At 63.2% G+C, this 21,072-nt stretch carries 19 protein-coding genes and 1 pseudogene; 13 read left to right on the top strand and 7 right to left on the bottom strand.

Going from position 1 to position 21,072, the window contains the following annotated elements:
- Positions 1-92 precede the first annotated feature (92 nt).
- Positions 93-715 (top strand): annotated as a pseudogene (locus ACFORG_RS01925) (transposase); the annotation flags it as partial.
- Positions 716-760: 45 nt separating this feature from the next.
- On the opposite strand, the gene ACFORG_RS01920 reads toward ACFORG_RS01925, so the two are convergent.
- The gene (locus ACFORG_RS01920; RefSeq protein ID WP_386733686.1) at positions 761-1,240 is read right to left on the bottom strand and encodes an Lrp/AsnC family transcriptional regulator; all 480 of its coding nucleotides are present in this window, start codon (positions 1,238-1,240) and stop codon (positions 761-763) included.
- Between the two features lie 141 nt (positions 1,241-1,381).
- Here ACFORG_RS01920 and ACFORG_RS01915 point away from each other — a divergent pair, with 141 nt between their 5' ends.
- From ACFORG_RS01915 to ACFORG_RS01905, 3 genes are read left to right on the top strand one after another with little or no spacing between them, the layout of a single operon-like run.
- A complete protein-coding gene (locus ACFORG_RS01915) occupies positions 1,382-2,419 on the top strand; it encodes a zinc-dependent alcohol dehydrogenase family protein (RefSeq protein ID WP_386733685.1) in 1,038 nt (345 codons plus the stop codon).
- Between the two features lie 12 nt (positions 2,420-2,431).
- A complete protein-coding gene (gene proC / locus ACFORG_RS01910; RefSeq protein ID WP_386733894.1) occupies positions 2,432-3,226 on the top strand; it encodes a pyrroline-5-carboxylate reductase in 795 nt (264 codons plus the stop codon).
- Positions 3,226-3,795 (top strand): aminotransferase class I/II-fold pyridoxal phosphate-dependent enzyme, encoded by a 570-nt coding sequence (locus tag ACFORG_RS01905; protein ID WP_386733684.1) that lies wholly within the window; start codon positions 3,226-3,228, stop codon positions 3,793-3,795. Before proC ends, ACFORG_RS01905 begins: the two co-directional genes overlap by 1 nt.
- Here ACFORG_RS01905 and ACFORG_RS01900 read toward each other — a convergent pair.
- The 5 genes from ACFORG_RS01900 to leuC all read right to left on the bottom strand — a co-directional run bounded on the left by ACFORG_RS01900 (position 3,759) and on the right by leuC (position 10,608).
- Positions 3,759-5,861, bottom strand: a complete 2,103-nt coding sequence (locus ACFORG_RS01900; RefSeq protein WP_386733683.1) for an alkyl/aryl-sulfatase — start codon at positions 5,859-5,861, stop codon at positions 3,759-3,761. The genes ACFORG_RS01905 and ACFORG_RS01900 overlap by 37 nt on opposite strands.
- A 1,208-nt stretch (positions 5,862-7,069) precedes the next feature.
- Positions 7,070-7,675: a 3-isopropylmalate dehydratase small subunit gene (leuD, locus tag ACFORG_RS01895; RefSeq protein ID WP_386733682.1), complete on the bottom strand. Its 606-nt coding sequence runs from the start codon at positions 7,673-7,675 to the stop codon at positions 7,070-7,072.
- Between the two features lie 41 nt (positions 7,676-7,716).
- Positions 7,717-8,256: an HdeD family acid-resistance protein gene (locus ACFORG_RS01890; RefSeq protein WP_386733681.1), complete on the bottom strand. Its 540-nt coding sequence runs from the start codon at positions 8,254-8,256 to the stop codon at positions 7,717-7,719.
- A gap of 101 nt (positions 8,257-8,357) precedes the next feature.
- Positions 8,358-9,176 carry a class I SAM-dependent methyltransferase gene (locus tag ACFORG_RS01885; protein WP_386733680.1) on the bottom strand — a complete coding sequence of 273 codons (819 nt, stop codon included), beginning with the start codon at positions 9,174-9,176 and terminating at the stop codon, positions 8,358-8,360.
- Positions 9,169-10,608 (bottom strand): 3-isopropylmalate dehydratase large subunit, encoded by a 1,440-nt coding sequence (gene leuC, locus ACFORG_RS01880; protein WP_386733679.1) that lies wholly within the window; start codon positions 10,606-10,608, stop codon positions 9,169-9,171. The genes ACFORG_RS01885 and leuC overlap by 8 nt, the downstream gene beginning before the upstream one ends.
- A gap of 267 nt (positions 10,609-10,875) precedes the next feature.
- Between leuC and ACFORG_RS01875 the strand changes: the two genes are divergently transcribed.
- The 9 genes from ACFORG_RS01875 to ACFORG_RS01835 all read left to right on the top strand — a co-directional run bounded on the left by ACFORG_RS01875 (position 10,876) and on the right by ACFORG_RS01835 (position 19,698).
- Positions 10,876-12,213, top strand: a complete 1,338-nt coding sequence (locus ACFORG_RS01875) for a mechanosensitive ion channel family protein (protein ID WP_386733678.1) — start codon at positions 10,876-10,878, stop codon at positions 12,211-12,213.
- A 154-nt stretch (positions 12,214-12,367) separates the two neighbouring features.
- Positions 12,368-12,730 (top strand): ribosome silencing factor, encoded by a 363-nt coding sequence (gene rsfS, locus ACFORG_RS01870; protein WP_386733677.1) that lies wholly within the window; start codon positions 12,368-12,370, stop codon positions 12,728-12,730.
- 16 nt (positions 12,731-12,746) lie between these two features.
- Entirely contained in the window at positions 12,747-13,217 is a 471-nt protein-coding gene (rlmH, locus tag ACFORG_RS01865) for a 23S rRNA (pseudouridine(1915)-N(3))-methyltransferase RlmH (RefSeq protein ID WP_386733676.1), read from the top strand.
- Between the two features lie 172 nt (positions 13,218-13,389).
- Complete coding sequence (locus tag ACFORG_RS01860; RefSeq protein ID WP_386733675.1) at positions 13,390-14,838, top strand: FAD-linked oxidase C-terminal domain-containing protein; 1,449 nt, start codon at positions 13,390-13,392, stop codon at positions 14,836-14,838.
- Between the two features lie 60 nt (positions 14,839-14,898).
- On the top strand, positions 14,899-16,011 hold the full coding sequence (locus ACFORG_RS01855; protein WP_386733674.1) for an FAD-binding protein: 1,113 nt from the start codon (positions 14,899-14,901) through the stop codon (positions 16,009-16,011).
- Positions 16,012-16,014: 3 nt separating this feature from the next.
- Complete coding sequence (glcF, locus tag ACFORG_RS01850) at positions 16,015-17,421, top strand: glycolate oxidase subunit GlcF (RefSeq protein WP_386733673.1); 1,407 nt, start codon at positions 16,015-16,017, stop codon at positions 17,419-17,421.
- A gap of 75 nt (positions 17,422-17,496) precedes the next feature.
- Positions 17,497-18,297 carry a trypsin-like serine peptidase gene (locus ACFORG_RS01845; protein WP_386733893.1) on the top strand — a complete coding sequence of 267 codons (801 nt, stop codon included), beginning with the start codon at positions 17,497-17,499 and terminating at the stop codon, positions 18,295-18,297.
- The gene (locus tag ACFORG_RS01840; protein ID WP_386733672.1) at positions 18,294-19,100 is read left to right on the top strand and encodes a trypsin-like serine peptidase; all 807 of its coding nucleotides are present in this window, start codon (positions 18,294-18,296) and stop codon (positions 19,098-19,100) included. The genes ACFORG_RS01845 and ACFORG_RS01840 overlap by 4 nt, the downstream gene beginning before the upstream one ends.
- A gap of 130 nt (positions 19,101-19,230) precedes the next feature.
- Positions 19,231-19,698 carry an Hsp20 family protein gene (locus ACFORG_RS01835; protein ID WP_386733671.1) on the top strand — a complete coding sequence of 156 codons (468 nt, stop codon included), beginning with the start codon at positions 19,231-19,233 and terminating at the stop codon, positions 19,696-19,698.
- A gap of 126 nt (positions 19,699-19,824) precedes the next feature.
- Here the strand turns inward: ACFORG_RS01835 and ACFORG_RS01830 are convergent, their stop codons facing one another.
- A complete protein-coding gene (locus tag ACFORG_RS01830) occupies positions 19,825-21,024 on the bottom strand; it encodes a cytochrome P450 (RefSeq protein WP_386733670.1) in 1,200 nt (399 codons plus the stop codon).
- Positions 21,025-21,072 lie beyond the last annotated feature (48 nt).

The raw sequence follows: 21,072 nt of genomic DNA, 5'->3' as shown, positions 1-21,072 counted from the left end.
TGCGCGGGCGTCGGGAGGTACGAGCGGAAAGCAGTTGGGGTGGACGGCTCCTGCTCCCCGGCGTCGCATTGCGCCATACTGCAGGTGTCAAACTCTGCGAGGCGGTGACATGTCCGACGATGCGGTTTGTCGAGATCAAGTCTGAGGAACAGCAGCCGCTTCGGTCCCTGCACGGGGCACGTGACTTCGTGGTCCGCCAGCGCACTCAGCTGGTCAACACGCTTTGTAGCCTTGCGGCGGAGTATGTCATCGCCATCGCTCGCGGCATTTCGCGGGCCATCGATTTCGCGAAAGGAATCGTAGGAAGGCAACAGACCGATCCGCTGGAACTCGCCCAAGACGTTCTGCGGGTGTTCAGCCGACAGCTGGTCGACTTGCATAATCGGCTTGGTTGGTACGAGATCACGATGCGCATTCAGGCTCGCCTCGGCCGGCAGGCGCAACTCTTTCAGACCATTCCCGGTTTCGAGCCGGTCACTGCAATCGGGTCGATCAACCAGTTCCGAAGCGGTCGCGAGTTTGCCGCTTGGCTGGGGCGTACGCCACGCAATCATTCCAGTGGTGGCACAGAACGGTTACGCAAGATCACGGTAATGGGTGACAGGTATCTGCGTCAGCTCATCGTGGTCGGCATGACGTCACGCGTCCGGTAGGTTGCCAATCATCCAGAACGCGCGGTCCATGGCTCGCGGACTTGCTGCAACGAAGGCCTTCAGTTCGCCAAGCGGGCTCTCTGGTATCCCACTGAGCAGCAGGATGCTCACTTGCTGGAAACTGACGTTACAGGCAGTTTGCTCGATGCCTTCATCTCCTTCAGCGACAGGTTGGAGCGGATGCTCGTCACCCCTGGTAGCCGTCGCAGCGTGCTGTCGACGAAGGCGCTGTAGTCGTCGAGATCCTTCGCAACCACGATAAGCAGGAAATCGTCAGCTCCAGTGGTGTTGTGGCAGGCAAGGATGTTCGGTGTGGTTTGGACGATGCGCTGGAACTCGGCGGTGGCCGCTTGGTCGTGCTCGGAACAGCGCAGCTGGACAAAGGCCATGACGCCGAGGCCCAGTTTTCGGCGATTCAGATTGGCTTGATAGCCTTCTATGATGCCGCTTTCCTCAAGACGTTTCAGCCTTCGCCAGCAGGGGGTTTCGCTCATCCCGATGCGTTCCGCGAGTTTGGCATTGGTCATTCGGCCGTCATTTTGCAGCAGTGTCAGAAGCTCGGCGTTGACGCTGTCGATGTCGGACATGAGGCGGATTCCTTCTCGATGCCGGTCAAACATAGGGGATATTGCCCCAATTTTTACTATAGTGAAGAAGAATGGCAAAGGTGTTCCACATGCCGGGAGGTAATCTGCCCTCGAAATCACCCCGAGCTGAAAGACCCCGCCATGAAAGCCGTCCTTTTCGAGAAGTTCCAAGAAGCCCCCAAGCTTTCGACCGTCGACGATCCGACGCCTGCGCCGCACGGCGTGGTGCTGAAGGTCGCGGCCACAGGCGTTTGCCGCAGCGACTGGCACGGCTGGATGGGGCATGACAGCGACATCGATCTGCCGCATGTGCCGGGCCATGAACTCGCCGGTGTGGTGGAAGCCGTCGGCAAAGACGTGAAGAATTGGAAGGTCGGCGACAAGGTCACCGTGCCCTTCATTTGCGGCTGCGGCAGTTGCTCGGAGTGCCATTCGGGCAACCAGCAGGTCTGCCTGCATCAGGAACAACCGGGCTTTACCCATTGGGGATCGTTTGCGGAATACGTGCCGATTCATCAGGCCGATCTGAACCTCGTGGCACTGCCCGAGACGATGGACTTCGCGACCGCCGCCAGCCTCGGCTGCCGCTTTGCCACCTCGTTCCGCGCGGTCATCGACCAGGGCAAGGTCAGCGCAGGCCAGTGGGTGGCGGTGCATGGCTGCGGAGGCGTCGGCCTGTCGGCGGTGATGATCGCAGCAGCAGCGGGGGCCAACGTGATCGGCGTCGATCTCGATCCGGCCAAGCTGACTGTGGCAAAGGACCTTGGCGCGGTAGCTACGATCAATGGGCGCGAAACCGACGTGCCCGCCGCCATCCGGGAAGTCACCAAGGGCGGCGCGCATGTCTCGCTCGACGCGCTGGGGCACCCCGTGACCATGACCAACTCGATCCTCTGCTTGCGGCCGCGCGGAAAGCACGTGCAGGTGGGCTTGATGCTGGGGGACCATGCCGCCCCCGCGATCCCGATGCCCAAGATCGTCGGGCAGGAGATCGAGCTACTTGGCTCGCACGGGATGCAGGCGCACCGCTACGGCGCGATGCTTGAAATGGTGGCGAGCGGCAGGCTCGATCCGTCGCGGCTGGTGGGCCAGCAAATCACCTTGGCCGAGGCCCCGCAGGCCCTGATGGATATGGATAAGTTCCAGTCGGTCGGCGCCACCGTCATCACCCGGTTCTGAGCCACGGAGACCATCGCATTCATCGGCGGCGGCAACATGGCCTCCGCCATCCTCGGCGGGCTGATCGCCCAAGGCATGGCCCCGGCGCAGATCATCGTCATCGATCCCGGCGCGGATCAGCGGGCGCATTTGCGGGCGACTTACGGCGTGCGCACCGCGGACGATGTGACAGCGGGATGCGCCGAAGCGGACACTGTGGTCCTTGCGGTCAAGCCGCAGGTCATCGCGGAGGTGGCCGAGCGGGTCGGTGGCGCGCTGAAGGGCAAGCTGTTAGTCAGCATTGCGGCGGGGGTGCCGATAGCCCGGCTGGAGGCGCTCTTCGGACCCATTGCGATCGTCCGAACCATGCCAAACACCCCGGCCTTGCTGGGGCTCGGCGCCACAGGTATGTTCGCCAATGATTGCGTCGATGCAGCGCAGCGCGCCCGGGCCAAGACCATCGTCGAAGCCTTTGGCCTGTGCGTGGACCTCCCGCGGGAAGACCTTCTGGATGCGGTCACGGCCGTCTCGGGCAGCGGCCCGGCCTATTTTTACCTGCTGATCGAAGAGATGATCCGCGCCGGCGCCAGCCTCGGGTTTACACGCGAAGATGCCACCATAATGACCCTGCAAACCGCGCTTGGCGCGGCCTCCATGGCCGCTCAGGGCGACGTGCCGCCCGAGGTTCTGCGCCGCCGCGTGACCTCGCCGAATGGCACGACCCACGCCGCCATAACCCCGATGCAGAAGGATGGCTTTGCGGACATGGTCCTGCGCGCGATGACCGCCTTCCGGGACAAAGCTGTCGAGTTGGGAAGGGCCGAGTGATGTTCGAGAAAGTCGAAGACTATCCCATCGATCCGATCATGATCGGCGCCGACTTGTTCGCGCAAGACCCGCGCCGGGAAAAGCTGAACCTGACCTTCGGAATCTACGAGGATGAACAAAGGCGCACACCGGTTCTGGAGGCCGTGAAGCTGGCCGAACAGCAGCTGATCGAAACCCAGACCAGCAAGGCCTACCTCGCCCTGACCGGAGATGCGGAGTATTGCAGCCTGTTGGGGCGGGAAATCTTCGGGGACACCTACAACACGGGCTGGGTGGCCGCGCAGACATCGGGCGGTGCGGTCGCGCTGCGTGTCATGGCCGACCTTCTGGCGCCGCTTCCGGAGCTGCCGACCGTTTGGCTGCAAGCCCCGACCTATGGCAATTACGTTCCGATCCGGACGGCCGCCGGCGCGCGGCATCACGCGATAAAATATTGGGGGGTGTCCGCAAAGCGTGTTGGCCCGCTATGCGGACGAAGCCGACATACCAAGTGTGAGGCAAGGCGCCGGTCTGCGCCTTACCCCGTTATTCATCACTCTGGAATAGTCGCGCCCGGAACCGCCTCATAGGCGTTCGAGGCCATCACCTCCGGCTCTCCCGTGGCTGTCCCTGGCAGAATTTCGAACAGCGGATCGAAATCGACCATCGTCGAGGCAAGCTGCGCCAGCACGCCCGGATCGCCCTGGATCACAGCGTTGCCGTCGACTATCTGCTGCTCCAGCTCAACCGCACCCATCATCGTCATTTCTAGATCTGACCGGTTGATCACAAGCGTCAGGTCTGGATTGTCGGCCTGATACCCTTCGATATTTGTCAGGGTGGCGTTCTCCATTTCTACGATGAACTTCTCGCCGTTGTCCGGTGTAACCAGATTGATGGTGAACCGCATGCCTTCGGCCTTGCGGCTGTCCATCTTGATGCCGAGGTAGTTAAGGAACAGTTCGGTCGACATCGCCCGGATCACATCGGGGCTGGAGGAGCTCACCGTCGGCGCATCCGAGATGCCCGACCGCAGCTCATAGGCCCCCGACAGGAAGCTGTTGCGCAACCCCGGATTTTCCTGCTGATAGCCAAGCTGCTCATAGCAATCGGCCAGCAGGTCCCGCGCAGGCTGGTTGTCGGTTTCGGCGAGGAACAACCGGTTCAGGATCTCGGCGGCCATCATGTATTCGCCTTCGGCAAAGAGCACCTCGCCCTTGGCGATGATCTTGTCCGACCCGCCCATCATCTCGACATAGAGCGGGGCCGAGTCCTCGGGTGAGGGCGGGATCAGAGTTGCAGGGTTGGCATCCCAGAACCCCAGATACCGCTGAATGACCCCGCGGCTGTTGTGCTCAGGTGAGCCGTGATAGCCGCGGCAATGCCACTCGTTCTGAAGGCTCTTTGGCATTTCATAGACATTCTGGATCTGGTTGATCGTCACGCCCTGATTGGCGAAATGCAGCACCTGATTGTTGAAATGCGCATACATATCCCGCTGCGCGCGCATGATCTCCTGTATCCGGTCATTGCCCCAGCGCGGCCAGTGGTGCGACTGGAACATCACCTCGGCCTCTTCACCAAAGAGATGCAGCGCCCGCGAGATGTATTTCGACCAGCGCAGGGGGTCGCGCACAGGTGCGCCCCGCAAGGTGTAAATGTTATGCAGCGTGCCGGTGATGTTCTCGGCCATCCACAGCGCCTTCATTCCCGGAATGTAGGTGTTCATGTTCGAAGGTGCTTCGGTTCCGGGTGTATTCTGGAACACCATCCGCACGCCATCGACATCAAGATATTCGATGTCCTCCTCGATGATCCGGGTGGGCGCAATCAGCCCGACGGATCCAAGCGAGACGCGGTGCCCCAGCCCCTGTCCAGCAAACCCGAACGGGTTGATCGGCAACTGCTGGCCGTACTGATAGGACAGCCGCCGGTTCATCGCATTGCCGGCATAGACGTTTTCCGAGATCGTGAATTCCATGAAGTCGCGCGGTGCAATGACCTCGACCTTGCCGGAGCGCACGTCCGCCTCATCCACAATGCCACGCACGCCGCCCCAGTGATCACCATGCGAATGCGAATAGATCACCGCCGTCGCAGGCAGGCCGTCGCCGATATGCTCCTGAAACAGGTTCCATGCCGCCCGCGCGGTTTCGGCACTGATCAGCGGATCGATCACGATCCAGCCGGTGTCGCCGCGCACGAAAGAGACATCCGACAGGTCGAACCCGCGCACTTGGTAGATGCCGGGTATCACCTCGTAGAGGCCATAGTTCTGGTTCAGACGTGAAATCCGCTGCAATGACGGATGGATGCTGGGCCAGTCCTTGTCCTCGTCGAAAAACCGGAAGCTCGCCATGTCCCAGGCAATGTTGCCCGCATCTGCCATTATCGTGTCCTCGGGCATCGGTGCGATGAACCCGCGCGCCTGCTCATCGAAATCGCGCGTGTCCGAGAACGGCAGCGCCTCACGTGCCTCGGCAAGGATTTTCAGCGTGTGTTCCGTGGGAGCTTTGCCCTTGGGATGAAAATGCCCGTCGGCAGGTGATACGCTTTGCGCATGTGCCGAACCTTCTTCGGAAACGAACGTGGGTGCGACGGCAAATGCGGCCCCCATCGCCGGTACCGACTTAATGAAATCACGTCTGGTAGCCATAGTTTCTCTTCCTCCCACAAAGAAATCGGTGGTTCAGAAATAGAGGCTGCACTACCATCTCTGCTTTGATCTGAGGCAAGATGCCCGATGATACACCTTGGACCGCTTTGGGCTCGAAGCGGACCTCTGCGGGGCGCTAGGCTTACGATGCGTGGATAATATCTGCCGGACGCATACCCGCCAGTCGCACTTCCAGCCAGCGAATGTAGCCATTGAGATTCTTCGACGCAGGTCCACAGAAAGGCTTGATTAGGTTTTTTAGCGGGCAAGTAGCGAGTTTACGTTTTGGATGTGATAGCAGCCTGAGGCGACGCGCGTGCCAGCCTTGCTACCGATCATAAAGTGTTCGATCTTTTTCGCTGTTGCGAGACTTTTGTAGCCGTTGGCGCCGTCCGTGCAGAGCACTGCATCCCTCGGTACCAGCGGCTTCATGGCCCGCTCCAGCGTCACGCCTTTGCGATCAGGCAGGCGGCCGAAAAGGAGCGCTCCGCCGCGGTCAGCGACGGTTAGAATGGGGAGTTGTCACTTCGAAAGGCCTCGCATCATCTTCGGCCCTCGCGTGGTGAAGTGCTCCCACCTGGGGCGGCGGTGGGAGCTTCTTCGGATCTGCGATGTGCCGGAACCATTCGCGAGAACCCTTGCGCGACTCCCGTTGGTAGCTCTCATCCGCTTCCACCATCCCAGAGAAACTCATGGCTGAGCGGCTCTCGATGATGGTGAACACCCGCATGCGCCAGCGCCAGACCGTGTGTTTGTTGACCCCGAGACGCCGCGCGAGCCTGCGCACTGACTGCGGTGCAGAGGTGCCGAGCACGTCCCGTAGGGGGACCATGAACAGGTCTGGGCGATGGATGCGGCCGGTGAGGCTGCCCGTTCTGCCCGAGTAGGTCTTCCGGCGCCAATGCAGCGGTAGCGCTGGAGCTTGGTCCACGTGCGACCCCATTTCTGGCGGCGCTCTTCGCCGCAGAAGGGGCGCTTTTGATCTCGGCTTGACCGTGCTTCGATCTCCGAGGGTATCGAGGAAACGGCGAAAGTCGTGCTGCAGCATGGGTATCCGCCGCAAAAAAGGCGTTGCTAAATAGGCTTCTTTGCGAAACACCGAAGCGCACCAACACGATTTGCGGACACTTCCGGAAATTAAGGCAGGTCGCGGCGTGAAAAAGGCCGCACCCTTTGGGTACGGCCCTGTTCGGTGGAATGCTGCCGGGTCAGACCCAGGGGCGTTCCTGTGATGCCTTGGCCTCGAAGGCTTCGATTGCAGGGGCCTTCTCCATGGTCAGGCCGATATCGTCCAAGCCGTTGAGCAAGCAGTGCTTGCGGAAACTGTCGATCTCGAACGAAAAAACCTCGCCATCCGAGGTGGTGATCTCCTGCGCTTCGAGGTCGATGGTCATGCGGGCATTTTCTCCTTTTTCCGCATCGGCCATCAGCGTATCGACAACCTCTTGCGGCTGAACGATCGGCAGAATTCCGTTCTTGAAGCAATTGTTGAAGAAGATATCGGCAAAGCTCGTCGAGACGATGCACTTGATGCCGAAATCCTTGAGCGCCCAGGGCGCGTGTTCACGCGAGGATCCGCAGCCGAAATTGTCGCCCGCGATCAGGATTTCGGCATTGCGGTACTGCGCTTTGTTCAGCACGAAATCGGGGATCTCGTTCCCGTTGTCGTCATAGCGCATTTCGTCGAACAGGTTTACCCCCAGCCCGGACCGCTTGACGGTCTTCAGGAATTGCTTGGGGATGATCATGTCCGTGTCGATGTTGACCAGCGGCATGGGGGCCGCGACCCCGGTGAGTTTTTCGAATTTGTCCATTTTCGTTCACTCCGACGGGAAAGGCCGCAGCCCCGCACCGTCTAGGTTGGTTGTTGTGCTGTGGGTCCGTTCCGCTTGACAAAGAAGGCCGCAAAGATCAGGCCGAACCCGTTGAAGAGCATTTCGATGCCCATGAGGATGCCCAGCAGGCTCAGCGCGAGGCCGGCTGTTGCGTTCGAGAAGATGTAGACCGCGAGCGCCAGTGACAGCAGGCCCGAGATCAGCGTCGGCCAGAACAGTTGTGTGCCGCGCATCTGGAACGACAGGATGATCCGCGCGATGCCGCCAGCGGCGAACAGGATCATGACGACCATGGCCAGGCTCAGCGTGCCGGCCAGTGGGTTCGACAGGAACGACCAACCCAACAACGCCATCACGATGCCCATGATGATCGCGAAAATTTTGCCCCAGGCACCCTCGACGGTAAAGCCGCCGACGATTTGGGCGCCGCCGCCGATCAGCAGCAGAATACCCGTCAGTGTTGTAATCGCCACGGATGCCACCACCGGCGCTCCGAGGATCACGATCCCGAACACCACTGAAAGGATGCCCAGCAATAATAGTTTCAGCCAGTCGCTCATTGTCCCTACACCTCAAAAAAGTAAAGCGATGGGGATAGCTTACATCAATCGGCGCGTAGCTGTCAGCTTTCGCGTGAAAGCTGCTGGGCTTTGTGGCTGAATCAACCGACATGTTCCGGCCTCTTCGTCAGGATGAACACCTCGAGATGGCTGCCGAGGATGCCGAGATGCTTGTCAGGCGTGTTCTGCATTTCCACGTCAAAGGCCGGGGCCCATTCCTGTAGCCGATCCGGGAAGTCCGCGCCGAAAAGAAAGGTGACCAACGCCCCCTCATCCGACGCGGGATTGCCGTGATACTCCGGCGGTGCGAGGTGCTGAACACCATCCTCTGTATAGAGCGCGCGGCGTTCGCTTTTTGCCCTGTTCATGTCGACAGGCGTCGTAAAGATCACCCGACCGCCCGGTTTGAGTGTGCGTGCCATTTCGGCAAAACACCGGTCCGGATGGTTGACGTGTTCCATGACGTCGAGATGGACATGCAGGTCGAAACGCTCGTCCGCAAATGTCAGCTTCTCCATGTTCTCATTGCGAAATCCCTTGTGCACCTGTCCAAGCGGTTCCGCAGGATAGAATTGCGTCGGGGTGTAATCGCTGCATTCAGCTTCCATATGGGCAGACACGCCGCGCGGCGCCGGAGAGCATTCGTGGATCGCCATATCGCGCCAGTCGGGCACATACTGCGCAAGGGCACGGCCCAACGCCCGTTCGCGTGGAACCGATTTGCAGTGAAGACAGTGCAATGCGCCGCGCAGGCCGGGCTTGTAGGCCGTGAACGTCGTTTCCCGCTCGCAGGCAGGGCAATAGCCTGGGGCCGAATAGACCGGCTTGGGCGTTTCCGCTGGTTTGGACTGAGCTTCAGGCACCGGCTTTGCGTTGGCGCGCAGGCGCCTGTAAAGCGCCCGCCGCAACCTCTCAAGCATCGCCGTGCATCGCCTCCGGCTGCTGCGCCATGATTTCGCGGACATCGGTCAGGCGCCCGGTGATCGCCGCCGCTGCTGCCATCGCAGGGCTCAGCAGATGCGTACGCCCGCCACGACCCTGACGCCCTTCGAAGTTCCGGTTCGAGGTCGCCGCGCACCGTTCGCCGGGTGCAAGCTGGTCCGGATTCATGGCCAGACACATCGAACAGCCAGCCAATCGCCATTCAAAGCCCGCATCCTTGAAGATATCGGCAAGGCCTTCTTCTTCGGCCTGCGCACGCACCAGGCCAGACCCGGGCACGACCATTGCGCGCATGCCGTCCTTGATTTTCTTGCCCTTCAGGATCTGGGCCGCGGCGCGCAGATCTTCGATCCGACCGTTGGTGCAGGATCCGATGAACACGGTGTCGATTTCGATCTCGCTGAGCGGTGTGCCGGGCTTCAACCCCATGTAGTCAAGCGAACGGCGCGCCGCCTCGACCTTGCCGCCCTGGAAATCCTCGGGGGCAGGGACGGTGGAGGTGATCGGCAGCACATCCTCGGGCGACGTGCCCCATGTCACCACGGGTGCGATATCCTCTCCGCGCAGGGTGATCACCTTGTCCCAATGGGCGTCGTCGTCGGAGTAGAGGGTTTTCCACCAGTTCAACGCGGCTTCCCATTGCGCACCTTTCGGGGCATGAGGGCGGCCCTTGACATATTCAAAGGTCGTTTCGTCGGGCGCGATCAGGCCAGCCCGCGCGCCACCCTCGATAGCCATGTTGCAAACCGTCATGCGCCCCTCCATCGAGAGGGAGCGGATGGCCTCGCCGCAATACTCGATCACGTAGCCGGTGCCGCCCGCGGTGCCGGTTTCGCCGATGATGGCAAGGGTGATGTCCTTGGCCGTGACGCCGGGCTGCAACTTGCCGGTGATCTCGACCTTCATGTTCTTGGATTTCTTCTGGATCAACGTTTGCGTGGCCAGCACATGCTCGACCTCGGACGTCCCGATGCCGTGGGCCAGTGCGCCGAATGCGCCGTGCGTGGCGGTGTGGCTGTCGCCGCAGACCACCGTCATGCCCGGCAGGGTCCAGCCCTGTTCCGGTCCGACGATGTGTACGATACCCTGGCGGATGTCGCTCACCGGGTAGTAATGAATGCCGAAATCCTTGGCGTTCTTGTCCAGCGCCGCCACCTGGATACGGCTGTCTTCCGGCATCTGTTCGGGGTTTTCGCGCCCCTCGGTGGTCGGCACGTTGTGGTCCGGAACGGCGATTGTCTTGTCCGGCGCGTGCACCTTGCGGCCCGCCATACGCAGCCCTTCGAAGGCCTGCGGACTCGTCACCTCGTGTACGAGATGGCGGTCGATATACAGAAGGCAGGTGCCGTCATCGGCCTCGTGGGCGACATGGGCATCCCAGATCTTGTCGTAGAGCGTCTTGGGGGACATCGGTCCTCTCCCGTTTTCTTATGGAAAAAGCTGGCGTGATGGCTGGTTGCCGCTCATAGGCGGGCCAGCACCGTGCGGGCAGCCCCGAAGAACCGTTCGCGAAGGCGGGCGCGGTCCTGAAGAGAGATGGTCGAGGCGTAAACGGATTCCATGCGCTCCAACTAACCGGATGGCGCGCGTCATTCAAGCGTTCCGGCAACGCAGGTTGCAGCGGCTGCACTTGTCCCCGGCGGAAATCCTGTCACGTTGAAAGGCAGGAGGTACGTGATGGAAGGTCAGGATATCGGCACGACACTGACCGAACTGCTGGCCGCGGCGACCGATACGGCGACGCAGATCGGAGAGATGGTGACGACGCCGGGCTGGCGCCAATACCAGATATTGATCCTTCTGGGCCTTGTGGCACTTTCCTATGTGTTGCGCTTCGTTACCTCGGCTCCGCTGGAGCGGTGGATCCGCGCCGGCGAAGGCTGGCAGAAATGGCAGCTTCGCCTGTTGGTGCAATTGCTGCGACGCCTGCCGCTTGTCTATTTCGTCATGCTCTGCTGGCCGCTTTACTGGGTGATGCAGGAGGTTACGTGGCCATCGCGCAGTTACCTGATCGGGATTGCGGCCACCTTGGCGACCGCATGGTTCGCTGTTGGTTTCATTTCCCGACTCGTGCCGAACCAGACGCTCCGACGGGTGTTTTCGTGGACGCTTCTGACCTATGCCACGCTTCTGGCGCTGAACCTGGCTGAGCCCGCAGCAGAGTTTCTGGATGGGATCGCCGTCGGCATCGGTACGTTCCAGGTGTCGATCCTGACGGTTCTCAAGGCGTTGTTGCTTATCGCCATCCTGCTGACCGTTGCGCGGTTGGGGACCCGTGCGGCTGCCGCCGGGCTGCACCGGAACGAGGATATCTCGCCCTCGATGCGGGTTTTGACGATCAAGGCTATCCAGGTACTGTTCTACGGGATTGTCGTGCTTGTTGGCATTCGCGCGCTGGGGTTCGATCTGACTGGCCTTGCGCTGATCTCGGGTGCCGTGGGGGTCGGCATCGGTTTCGGCCTGCAAAAGGTCGTTTCAAACCTCGTTTCCGGAATCATCATCCTGCTGGACCGGTCGATCAAGCCGGGCGACGTGATCTCTTTGGGAGAAACGTTTGGTTGGATCAATTCGTTGGGCGCGAGATACGTGTCGGTCATCACGCGGGATGGCAAGGAATACCTGATCCCCAATGAAGATCTCATCACCAGCCAGGTGGTGAACTGGACCCATTCCGACGATTACGTCCGGCTGGATATCTATTTCGGAGCTTCCTACCACGACGACCCGCACAAGGTGCGCAGGCTGGCCATCGAGGCGGCGAAGGGCGTCAAGCGCGTGTTGGTACAGCCGAACGCGCCCGTCTGCCACATCGTCGGTTTCGGCGACAGCAGCGTGGACTATATCCTGCGGTTCTGGATCTCGGACCCGACGGCGGGCCTGACCAATATCCGGGGCAATGTCTATCTGGCTCTCTGGGACACCTTTCACGAGCATGGAATCTCGATCCCGTTCCCGCAACGTGAGGTGCGGCTTGTGGGCGGAGCGCAAAGTGATGGAACCGCGCCGCAGGGTTGAGCGTTCTTCGGCGCTGGTGATTGAATTGTTACAGTCCAGTTGCTATTTTCCGGGTATCCCAGCGCCGGGGCATTGGCGGCGCGTTGTATAGGAGGACGATGTCCTGTCACTTCAGACCGAGGCGGCACTGTCCGCCCAGACCGGGGCCGCTGTGATGGCCCATACTCCGCTGACCAGCGAGGCGCTGCTTGAGCGTATCCTTTCCTCTCTCACCGATGACAAGGCCGAAGACGTCGTGCAGATCGACCTGCGCGGGAAATCGTCGATCGGAGATCACATGGTGATCGCGTCGGGACGGTCCACGCGGCAGGTTTCGGCCATGGCCGAAAAGCTGACCGACCGGATCAAGCAGGAGTTCGGGATGACCGCGCGGGTCGAGGGCAAGGATGCCGGCGACTGGGTCGTGATCGACACGGGTGACGTGATCGTTCACATTTTCCGCCCCGAGGTGCGCGAGTTCTACCAGCTGGAAAAGATGTGGTTGCCGCAAGCGGCGACTGGCGCCTCGGCTCGCTGAGGCGCCCCTTTCCCTGATGCGCGTCACGATTTGCGCGGTCGGCCGGTTGCGTGCCGGACCGGAAAAAACGCTTTTAGATGATTACGTTACGCGGTTCGACCGCACCGGGCGGGGCCTTGGGCTGGGGCCGGTTCAGGTGGTCGAGGTCGAGGACCGCAAGGGCGGCGGAATGGCTGCCGAGGGCGATTTGTTGCGCCGGGCGCTGCCCAAAGGCGCGGTGATCTGCACCCTGGATGAGCGCGGAAAGCTTCTCTCCTCGCCGGATTTTGCAGGAAAATTAGGGGCTTGGCGAGATGCCGGGCGACAGGATCTGGCGCTTGTCATCGGCGGCGCCGACGGGATCGACCCGGCCCTGCGGGCGGAGGCGGAATTCTCGATTTCCCTGGGCAAGATGGTCTGGCCGCACATGCTGGTGCGGGTGATGCTGGCCGAGCAGCTGTATCGCGCCGCGACCATCCTGGCCGGCGGACCTTATCACCGCAGCTGAGCGGTACCCCCGAATTGACCGTTTTGTACCCCCTCTGCGGGGGTGATTGACCGTTTTGTACAAAAGGTTCGTCGGGGGTACCGCGGCGAAATGGCCGTAAGGCTACGCTTGCCCAACGGCCAAATTGGTAATATGATTTGACCAAACCCGGCCGCGAGCGGAGGAGCCAGCCATGGAAATGCCCCAGCCCGACCCCCGAGTCCTGTCACGCAAATCACGGCTTGCCGCGCGTCTGCGCGAAGTGCTTCCCGATGATGCGGTGATCGAGGACGAGGCCGAAACGCGCGCCTATGAGTGCGACGCGCTGACAGCCTACAAGTGCCCGCCGCTGCTGGCTGTTCTGCCCGCGTCGACACAGGAAGTGTCGGACGTGCTGCGCATCTGCCATGAAGAGGGCGTGCCTGTCGTGCCGCGCGGGGCGGGAACGTCGCTTGCCGGCGGGGCGCTGCCCACCGCCGATTCGGTGATCCTGGGTGTTGCGCGGATGAACGAGGTGCTTGAGACCGATTATGCCAACCGGTTCATCCGGGTGCAGTCGGGGCGCACCAACCTGAGCGTGACGGGCGCGGTCGAAGAGGAGGACTTCTTTTACGCGCCGGACCCGTCGAGCCAGTTGGCCTGTGCCATTGCCGGGAACATCGCGATGAATTCGGGCGGGGCGCATTGCCTGAAATACGGGGTGACGACGAACAACCTGCTGGGCGTGACGATGGTGCTGATGGATGGCACCGTGGTCGAGATCGGCGGCGCGCATCTGGATGCTGGCGGTCTGGACCTGCTGGGCCTGATCTGCGGCAGCGAGGGGCAGCTTGGCGTGGTGACGGAGGCGACGCTGCGCATCCTGCGCAAGCCCGAGGGCGCGCGCCCGGTTCTGATCGCCTTCGATTCCAACGAGGTGGCGGGGCAGTGCGTGTCCGACATCATCAAGGCGGGTGTTCTGCCCGTGGCGATCGAGTTCATGGACCGCCTGTGCATCGAGGCCTGCGAGAATTTCGCCAAGGCGGGGTATCCGCTGTCCGAGGCCTTGCTGATCGTGGAGGTCGAAGGCTCGCAGGCCGAGATCGATTACCAGCTGGGCAAGATCGTCGAGATCGCGCGCCGTCACAACCCGGTCGAACTGCGCGAAAGCCAGTCTGCCGAGGAAAGCGCGCGGATCTGGCTGGGCCGGAAATCGGCCTTTGGCGCGATGGGGCAGATCAACGATTACATGTGCCTCGACGGCACGATCCCGGTGACGGAGTTGCCGATGGTGCTGCGCCGGATTGGCGAGTTGAGCGCGGACTACGGGCTGGGCGTGGGCAACGTGTTCCATGCCGGTGACGGCAACATGCATCCGCTGATCCTGTTCGATGCGAACAAGCCGGGCGACCTGGAGAAATGCGAGGCGCTGGGGGCCGATATCCTCAAGCTGTGTGTCGATGCGGGCGGCTGCCTGACCGGAGAGCATGGTGTCGGGATCGAGAAGCGCGACCTGATGGGGCATCAATACGGCCCGCATGACCTGGACGCGCAGATGGCGGTCAAGGATGTGTTCGACCCCGAGTGGTTGCTGAACCCGGCCAAGGTGTTTCCACTGGACGTGTCCGAGGCCCGGCGGGGCGCTCGGATGGCGGCGGAGTGAGGGGGCTCTGCCCCCGTCCCTGCGGGACTCCCCCGGGATATTTCTGGCAAGAGGAAGAGCATGAGACCTGAGAGCGAGGCGGAACTGGCCGGGATGGTGGCCGGGCTGAACGGGCCGGTGCGCATCGCGGGTGGCGGTACGCGGGGCGTGCCGGGGCCCGAGCGGGTGCTGGAAACCGGGGGGCTGTCGGGCATCACGCTCTACGAGCCGGGGGCGCTGACACTGGTGGCGCAGGCCGGCACGCCGGTTGCCGAAATCGAAGCGGCGCTTGCTGCCGAGGGGCAGCGCCTGCCGTTCGAGCCGATGGATCATCGCGGATTGATGGGAACGGGTGGCGCGCCCACGATCGGCGGCGTGGTGGCGGGCAATGTTTCGGGGCCGCGGCGGATCGCTGTCGGGGCGTGCCGCGATTTCCTGCTGGGTGTCCGGTTCGTTGATGGCACGGGGCGTGTCATCCGAAATGGCGGTCGGGTGATGAAGAACGTCACCGGGTATGACCTGGTCAAGCTGATGGCGGGGTCGTGGGGCACGCTGGGAGTTCTGACCGAGGTTTCGCTGAAGGTGCTGCCGGGGGCGGAGTCGCGGGCCACGGTCAGTGTCGGCGGGCTGGAGCCTGCGCGCGCGGTCGAGGCGCTGTCGGCGGCGCTGGGCTCGCCCTTCGAGGTGACGGGCGCGGCGCATCTGCCCGGTGGCGCAACGATGGTGCGGGTCGAGGGGTTTGCCGCGCAGGTCGATTACCGGGTGGCGCGGCTGCAGGAGCTGTTGGAGGGGTTCGGCGCCGTGACGGTCGAACGCGATCTAGAGCAGGTCGATGCGGATTGGCGTGCGCTGCGCGATGTCGAGGCCTTTGCAGGACGCGCGGGCGATGTATGGCGGATCTCGGTCAAGCCGTCCGATGCCGCGGGGTTGGCCGCGCGGATGGGGGCCGAGGCGCTGGTGTTCGACTGGGGTGGTGGTCTGATCTGGGCGCTGATGCCCGAAGGGATCGACCTGCGCGCACGGTTGGGCGATGTCGCCGGTCATGCGACGCTGGTGCGCGGCGCGCGCGATGGGCGGGCGATGTTCCAGCCGGAAGCGGCGCCGCTGGCCGCGATCTCGGCCGGGCTGCGGCAGCGTTTCGATCCGCGCGGTTTGTTCAATCCGGGCCTGATGGGCGCGGAAAGCAAGGGATAGGCGATGCAGACGACTTTCACCGAGGCGCAACTGGCCGATCCCGGCACCGCACGCGCGAACGAGATCCTGCGGGCCTGCGTGCATTGCGGATTCTGCACGGCGACCTGTCCGACATACCAGGTGCTGGGCGACGAGCTGGATTCGCCGCGCGGCAGGATCTACCTGATCAAGGACATGTTGGAGAACGAGCGGGTGCCGGATGCCAAGACGGTCAAGCATATCGACCGGTGCCTGTCCTGCCTTGCCTGCATGACGACCTGTCCCTCGGGCGTGCATTACATGCATCTCGTGGATCATGCGCGGGAGTACATCGAGAAGCGCTATGACCGGCCCTGGAGCGATCGGGCGCTGCGGTGGATGCTGGCGCGGATCCTGCCCTATCCGACGCGGTTCCGGCTGGCGCTGCTGGGGGCCAAGATCGGGCGGCCGTTCAAGCGGCTGATGCCCGATGCGCGGCTGCGGGCGATGCTTGACATGGCACCGAAGACCATTCCGCCGGTCAGTCGGAACGACGACCCGCAGAGCTTTGCCCCGGAGGGCGCGCGCAAGAAGCGCGTGGCGCTGATGACGGGCTGCGCGCAAAAGGCGCTGAACACGGACATCAACGATGCGACGATCCGGTTGTTGAGGCGGCTGGGCTGCGAGGTCGTGGTGGCCGAGGGTGCTGGCTGTTGCGGGGCGCTGACGCATCACATGGGAAAAACCGCCGAGAGCCATGCGACGGCGGCCAAAAACATCCGGGCCTGGGCGCGCGAAATGGATGGCGAGGGGTTGGACGCCATTGTCATCAACACCAGCGGCTGCGGCACCACCGTCAAGGATTACGGGCACATGTTCCGGGGCGAGGCACTGGCTGCGGATGCCGCGCGCGTGTCCGGGATCGCCATGGATGTGAGCGAGTTGCTGGTACAACTGATCGAGACGGGCAACGCCCCGACCGGCAACGAGGCGCGCGACCGCGTCGCCGGGACCGATGCCGCGCCGGGCAAGGGTGTTTTCGCGCCCCCGGCAGAAATGGGCGACGGGATGCGCGTGGCCTATCACGCGGCCTGCTCGTTGCAGCATGGCCAGCAGATCAAGACCTATCCCAAGGATCTGCTGAAGGCTGCGGGGTTCGAGGTGGTGGAACCGGCGGACAGTCACCTGTGCTGTGGCAGCGCAGGCACCTACAACCTGATGCAGCCCGAGATTTCGGCCAAGCTGAAAGCGCGCAAGGTGCGCACGCTGGAGGCCAGGAAGCCCGATGTGATCGCCGCCGGAAACATCGGTTGCATGATGCAGATCGGTGGCGGAACCGAGGTTCCGATCGTGCATACCGTGGAACTCCTCGACTGGGCGACAGGCGGTCCGAAACCGCCGGCGCTGAGCCGTGGGGCCGACCGGCGGCCCGAGGTCCCAATCCTGCGCTGAATGTGCCCAAGTTTCGCCTTACCCGCCCAATAGCTAGAGGGAAGGTTGAGACGGAGGACCCGCGTGCGACACTGGATGAAGGCGCTTGTGCTGGCGATGCTGCCGGTGTCGGCCATTGCGGATGACAGCAGGCTGCGCAGCCTCGACACGATGGACGCGGGCCGTGCCTGGATGGGCGTCGGGCGGCTGGATATCGACGGGACCGGATTCTGCACCGGCGCGCTGATCACGCCCGAACTGGTGTTGACGGCGGCGCATTGCCTTTATGACAAGGCCAGTGGCGAGCGGATCGACCCGGCCCGGATCGAGTTCCTGGCGGGATGGCGCAGCGGCGCGGCCTCGGCCTATCGCTTTGTCCGGCGCGCGGTGGTGCACCCGGCTTACGATTATCGCGGCGCAACCTCGCCCCAGCGGGTGCGCAACGACGTGGCGCTGCTGGAATTGCAGCGCCCGATCCGCAACACGACGGTTCTGCCCTTTGAGACCGGCGCGCGGCCTGGGCGGGGCAGCGATGTTGGCGTCGTCTCTTACGCGCGCGACCGGGCCGAAGCACCGAGCCTGCAGGAGGTATGCTCTGTCATGGCGCGGCAGCAGGGGGTTCTGGTGATGTCCTGCGATGTCGATTTCGGATCGTCGGGTGCGCCGATCTTCAGCTTTGACGGCGGCGTGCCGCGCATCGTGTCGGTCGTGTCCGCCAAGGCCGAGGTCGAAGGCGAGCGGGTTGCGCTGGGCGCCGCGCTGGAGGAGTCGCTGGAACTGCTGCACGGAGAGCTGGCCGCTGGACGTGGATATGTGCAGGAGGCCGCGCCACGCATGCAGCGGGTCATCGTTGGCGGCCCGCGCAACGATACGGGGGCGAAATTCGTCAAGCCATGATCCGCGCGCTGTTTCTGTTGCTGTCCCTTGTTCTTGTCCTGCCTGCCGGGGCGCAGGAGACGCGGCGCCTGACCGATCGCGAAGATCTGCTGGGCTGGGAAGGTGTGGGGCGGCTGGATATGGGCGGGCGGGGGTTCTGTACCGCGACCCTGATCGCACCCGACGTGATCCTGACGGCGGCGCATTGCGCTTATGATCGGCAGACGGGGGTGCCCTATGCGGCCGAGGTCCTGACCTTTCGCGCCGGGTTGAGCGATGGCCGTGCCATCGCCGAGCGGGGCATTGCGCAGGTGGCCGCACATGAGGGGTTCGACCCCGCCGGGCCGCTGACCTGGTCGAATGTACGTCACGATGTTGCTCTGATGCGGCTGGCGCGCCCGATCACGGTGAGCGAGGCCGATCCCTTTGCCCTGCACGAGGGGCCGCCGCGCGGGGTGCGGGTATCGCTTGCGTCTTACGGAATGGGGCGGTCCGAGGCGATTTCGCGACAGCGCGACTGCGGGATCCTGATGGCCGAGCAGGGGATCATGGTGTTCGACTGCGACGTGACCTTTGGCTCGTCCGGGTCGGCGGTGCTGGCCCATGAGGGCGGGCGCGGACGGGTCGTTTCGGTGATCTCGGGCATGACCGAGCTGAACGGCAAGCGCGTGGCGCTGGGCATGGCGCTGCCGCAGGTGGTGGCCGATCTCAAACGCCAGTTGCGCCGGGATGCGCCTGTGCCGCAGGCGGGGATCAAGCGGCTGCGCGCGGGGTCGGGCACGGGTGTTTCGGGGGCGAAATTCGTCCGCCCCGGAGGGTCTTGACAGCGCGCGGGGCGCTTCCCATTTCCAGTTTACCGGGCCGCCACTGACGGGGTTCGGACAACCAAGACCGCCCGTCCGAAAAGGAGGGCATCAATCGCTTATCGCTCGTATGAAAAGAGGATGACGACCTATGCGTAGTTTTGATCTTGCACCGCTGCACCGTGCAACCGTCGGCTTTGACCAGATTGCCGACCTGATGGACCGGGTGATGTCCAACGACGTGACTCAGCCCAGCTATCCCCCCTACAACATCGAGAAGACCGACGCCGAGACCTATCGGATCTCGCTGGCCGTTGCCGGCTTTGCCGAAGGCGACCTGAACGTCGAGGTCAAGGAAAGCGCCCTTGTGGTGTCGGGCCGGAAAGCCGCCGAGAACGGTGAGCGCACTTATCTGCATCGCGGCATCGCGACGCGCGCCTTCGAGCGCCGCTTTACCCTGGCCGACCATATCGTCGTGACCGGCGCGAGCCATGAGAACGGCATGCTGCATATCGACCTGAAGCGCGAAGTGCCCGAAGCGCTGAAACCGCGCCGGATCGAGATTGCATCCGCCCGCGGCGACAAGTCGGACGCCATCGAGGCGAAGCCGGTCAACTGATCCGAAAAGGGGATCGCGCCCGAAGCTGCAAGGCAGGGCGCGATGACTTGGCGATGATCCGCTTTCCCTCGGGTATCGCATGACCGTAGACGCCCCGTGCCTGCCCGGCATGGGGCGTTTTGCGTTTCAAAGTGTCACGCGCATCGGTCCGAGCTGCCGTGTCGCGCCGCGGCCCTTGAGCCTGACGGGCGGGCCGTCGAGCGCCATGTGGGGCGCGTGCGTGGCGAGCGCCTTGAGCGCCTCTTCCAGTTCGATCCGTGCCAGCGCCTCGCCCAGGCAGCGATGCGGGCCGCCGCCAAAGACCGGGTGATAGCGGGGGTGATCGCCGCGGGTGATGTCGAACCGGTCCGGAGAGTCATAGACCGCAGGATCGCGCAGCGCCGTGAGCATGGAGCCCGCGACAAAGGTATAGGCGGGCAGCATCACGCCCTCGACCTCGCGCGGTTCCGTGGTGAGGCGGCCCAGCGAGGCGATGACCGGGTCAAAGCGCAACCCCTCGGACACGGCCGGGGCAGCATGGGTTTCGGGATCGTCCACCAGCATCTGCCACTGCTCAGGGTGCTGAAGCAGTTGCGAAACCGTCGAGGCGAGCGCGCCGCGCGTGGTGTCCGACCCGGCAAGCACCAACCCCATGATCTGGGCGCGGATTTCGTCGGTGTCGAGCGGCCCGCCGGTGACACGGGCGAGATAGGCGGTCAGGAAGTCGTCCTGCGGGTGCTCTTGGCGCATGTCGAGCAGCGTTTGCACGTAGTCGCGCAGCAGCGCGGCATCGGCATCGGATTCCGCGCGCACCTCGTCCGTGCAGAGCGACAGCCCGCGGATTGCGGAATAGACCCGCTTGCCGAACCAGTCGCTATCCTCTTCGGGGGCGCCGATCAGGGATGCGATGATGCGGGCGGGCAGGGGGCTGGCAACGCAGTCGAGAAAATCGATTGACCCTTGGCCCACCAGTGGAGCGATGAGCGCGTCGGCGCGGGCGCGCACCTCGGGCCGCAGGGCGGCGAGGGCGGGGCGAGCAAAGGTGGCGGCGGCAGGCGCGCGGCGGTCGCGATGCGTGCGCCCATTGGCAAAAAGCATCACGTTCGAGACGAAATCATACATCGCGCCCGACGAGACACCGGATGCGCGCATCCCCTCAAGCTCGATCTGGCGGGTCCAGCGATCGTCGTTGAAGGCGAGCAGGTGATCGAGCGAGAAAGCGGTGACGATACCGAACTTGTCGATGGCGAGCGGCCCGTTTTCCCGTGCGCGGTACAGGAATTCGTGGTCGGTTTCGCCCTCGACCGTATCGGGAAAGGGCGGAATGTCCTTGAGTTTTAGCGGCATGGTTCCTCCTCCCCTGTCGCTTTACGTTAACGTAACATGGGGAGGAGG

The sequence above is a fragment of the Lutimaribacter marinistellae genome, from assembly GCF_042648365.1.
Lineage (GTDB): Bacteria > Pseudomonadota > Alphaproteobacteria > Rhodobacterales > Rhodobacteraceae > Lutimaribacter_A > Lutimaribacter_A marinistellae.
The sequence above is the reverse complement of the archived record's forward strand: the minus strand, read 5'-3'. Positions and strand labels throughout refer to the sequence as shown.

Excerpts from the sequence above, each read along its gene's own strand:
- ACFORG_RS01830 (WP_386733670.1), bottom strand. The coding sequence starts at position 21,024 with ATGCCGCTAAAACTCAAGGACATTCCGCCCTTTCCCGATACGGTCGAG.
- ACFORG_RS01845 (WP_386733893.1), top strand. The coding sequence starts at position 17,497 with ATGAAGGCGCTTGTGCTGGCGATGCTGCCGGTGTCGGCCATTGCGGAT.
- glcF (WP_386733673.1), top strand. The coding sequence starts at position 16,015 with ATGCAGACGACTTTCACCGAGGCGCAACTGGCCGATCCCGGCACCGCA.
- ACFORG_RS01860 (WP_386733675.1), top strand. The coding sequence starts at position 13,390 with ATGGAAATGCCCCAGCCCGACCCCCGAGTCCTGTCACGCAAATCACGG.
- ACFORG_RS01920 (WP_386733686.1), bottom strand. The coding sequence starts at position 1,240 with ATGTCCGACATCGACAGCGTCAACGCCGAGCTTCTGACACTGCTGCAA.
- ACFORG_RS01915 (WP_386733685.1), top strand. The coding sequence starts at position 1,382 with ATGAAAGCCGTCCTTTTCGAGAAGTTCCAAGAAGCCCCCAAGCTTTCG.
- ACFORG_RS01855 (WP_386733674.1), top strand. The coding sequence starts at position 14,899 with ATGAGACCTGAGAGCGAGGCGGAACTGGCCGGGATGGTGGCCGGGCTG.
- ACFORG_RS01885 (WP_386733680.1), bottom strand. The coding sequence starts at position 9,176 with ATGCTTGAGAGGTTGCGGCGGGCGCTTTACAGGCGCCTGCGCGCCAAC.
- leuC (WP_386733679.1), bottom strand. The coding sequence starts at position 10,608 with ATGTCCCCCAAGACGCTCTACGACAAGATCTGGGATGCCCATGTCGCC.
- ACFORG_RS01835 (WP_386733671.1), top strand. The coding sequence starts at position 19,231 with ATGCGTAGTTTTGATCTTGCACCGCTGCACCGTGCAACCGTCGGCTTT.
- ACFORG_RS01890 (WP_386733681.1), bottom strand. The coding sequence starts at position 8,256 with ATGAGCGACTGGCTGAAACTATTATTGCTGGGCATCCTTTCAGTGGTG.
- rsfS (WP_386733677.1), top strand. The coding sequence starts at position 12,368 with ATGGCCCATACTCCGCTGACCAGCGAGGCGCTGCTTGAGCGTATCCTT.
- rlmH (WP_386733676.1), top strand. The coding sequence starts at position 12,747 with ATGCGCGTCACGATTTGCGCGGTCGGCCGGTTGCGTGCCGGACCGGAA.
- ACFORG_RS01905 (WP_386733684.1), top strand. The coding sequence starts at position 3,226 with ATGTTCGAGAAAGTCGAAGACTATCCCATCGATCCGATCATGATCGGC.
- leuD (WP_386733682.1), bottom strand. The coding sequence starts at position 7,675 with ATGGACAAATTCGAAAAACTCACCGGGGTCGCGGCCCCCATGCCGCTG.
- ACFORG_RS01840 (WP_386733672.1), top strand. The coding sequence starts at position 18,294 with ATGATCCGCGCGCTGTTTCTGTTGCTGTCCCTTGTTCTTGTCCTGCCT.
- ACFORG_RS01900 (WP_386733683.1), bottom strand. The coding sequence starts at position 5,861 with ATGGCTACCAGACGTGATTTCATTAAGTCGGTACCGGCGATGGGGGCC.
- ACFORG_RS01875 (WP_386733678.1), top strand. The coding sequence starts at position 10,876 with ATGGAAGGTCAGGATATCGGCACGACACTGACCGAACTGCTGGCCGCG.